Here is a 2,160-nt window from a genome sequence, read left to right on the forward strand (position 1 = left end):
GGGTGACGACCCCGGCCGCCGAGTTCGAGCCGGACCACCCGGCCGCCCCGGACCACCCCCGTGCCGACGCCAGTTACTCCGGCCGCCCCGACACCCTGCCCGCCGCCATGCTCGACGGCGACCCCGCCACCGGCTGGTCCAACGCGTTCCTCAAGGCGGCCACCGCCCTGCTGCCCGCGTTCTCCGGGGCGCGGCCCGTGGACTGGGTGTCGGTGGACTGGGGACGGCCCGGGACGGTCGACCGGGTCGAGGTCTCGTTCACCGTCGACGCGGGGCACACGCTGCCCGAGGCCGTCGGCGTCGAGGTGTGGGACGGCAGCCGGTACGTTCCCGCCGAGGGCGCGAAGGCCGACTGGGCCACCACCTCCGACGCCCCCACGGCGATCACGTTCGCCCCGCTGCGCGGCACCCGTGTCCGGCTCACGCTGACGAGCCGCCATCCGGGTGAGGCGCGCGGCGCGGTGCGGATCAGCCGGCTGGACGTTCTCGCGGTCTGACCGCGTCGGGAGAGCCGCTTCGGTCCGGATGGGAACGCAGGAGGGAAACCAGTCCCGTCCGGACCGTTGACGGGCTGTCATGTCTCTAACAGCATGGCCAACGACCACATTTGGGAGCGCTCCCATTTCTGTCCCTCCGTCGCGCGTGCCGTTGCGTACATGCGCCGTTCCGAACATGCGCCGTTGCGTACTTGCGCCATTCCGTAGTTGCGCCATCCGCCACCACCCGTCACCGCTGTGCGCCCCCACCTCCCCCGAGGAGCCCCAGACGTGAAACGACGCAGAACCACCCTGCTCGCCCTGACGGCCCTCCTCGCGGCGGCGCTCACCGCGCTGCCCACCGGCCCGGCCCAGGCCGAGGAGGTCGAACAGGTCAAGAACGGAGCCTTCGACACCACCACCGCCCCCTGGTGGACGACCGGCAACGTCACCGCCGGACTCACCGACGGTCACCTCTGCGCCGACATCCCCGGCGGCACCACCAACCGCTGGGACGCCGCCGTCGGCCAGAACGACATCACCCTCGTCAAGGGCGAGTCGTACCGGTTCAGTTTCTCCGCGTCCGGCACGCCCCAGGGCAACGTCCTGCGGGCGATCGTCGGCCTGTCGGCGGCACCGTACGACACGTACTTCGAGGTGAGCCCGCAGCTGAACGTCTCGGGCGACTCCTACTCGTACACCTTCACCTCGCCCGTCGACACCGCGCAGGGCCAGGTCGGCTTCCAAGTGGGCGGCAACGCCGCCCCGTTCACCTTCTGCATGGACGACGTGTCGCTGCTCGGCGGGGTGCCGCCGGAGGTGTACGAGCCCGACACCGGGCCCCGGGTGCGCGTCAACCAGGTCGCCTATCTGCCCGCCGGGCCCAAGAACGCCACCCTGGTCACCGACGCCACGGCCAAGCTGCCCTGGAAGCTGAAGAACGCGTCGGGTGCCGTGGTCGCCCACGGGCGGAGCGTCCCGCGCGGGCTCGACGCCTCCTCGGGGCAGAACGTCCACTCGATCGACTTCGGCGCCTACCGCAAGCGCGGCACCGGCTTCACGCTGGTCGTCGACGGCGAGACCAGCCGGCCCTTCGACATCGACCCGAGCGCCTACGAACGCCTCCGGCTCGACTCGCTGAAGTACTACTACACCCAGCGCAGCGGCACCCCGATCAGCGACGAACTGCGCCCCGGCTACGGCCGCGCCGCCGGTCACCTGAACGCGGCGCCCAACCAGGGCGACCGCGACGTGCCCTGCCAGCCCGGAGTGTGCGACTACACGCTCGACGTCACCGGCGGCTGGTACGACGCCGGTGACCACGGCAAGTACGTCGTCAACGGCGGCATCTCCACCTGGGAGGTGCTGAGCACGTACGAGCGCTCCCTGTACGCCCGCACCGGGGAGTCCGAAAAGCTCGGCGACGGGTCGCTGAACATCCCGGAGAGCGGCAACAAGGTCCCGGACCTGCTGGACGAGGCCCGCTGGCAGCTCGACTTCATGCTCAGGATGCAGGTGCCGAAGGGGCAGCCCCTCGCCGGCATGGTCCACCACAAGATCCACGACGAGCAGTGGACCGGCCTGCCCCTGATGCCCGCCGACGACGCGCAGAAGCGCGAACTGCACCCGCCGAGCACCGCGGCCACCCTGAACCTGGCCGCCACGGCCGCACAGGCTGCCCGCC

General features: G+C 71.4%; 2 protein-coding genes. Both read left to right on the top strand.

Annotated elements, in window-relative coordinates; translation table 11 throughout:
* A partial coding sequence (locus AWZ10_RS35470) for a discoidin domain-containing protein (protein ID WP_167366022.1) occupies positions 1 to 497 on the top strand: 497 nt, incomplete at its 5' end.
* 270 nt (positions 498 to 767) lie between these two features.
* A partial coding sequence (locus tag AWZ10_RS35475; RefSeq protein WP_208618606.1) for a glycoside hydrolase family 9 protein occupies positions 768 to 2,160 on the top strand: 1,393 nt, incomplete at its 3' end.

It is taken from the genome of Streptomyces europaeiscabiei, from assembly GCF_001550375.1.
Classification (GTDB): domain Bacteria; phylum Actinomycetota; class Actinomycetes; order Streptomycetales; family Streptomycetaceae; genus Streptomyces; species Streptomyces europaeiscabiei.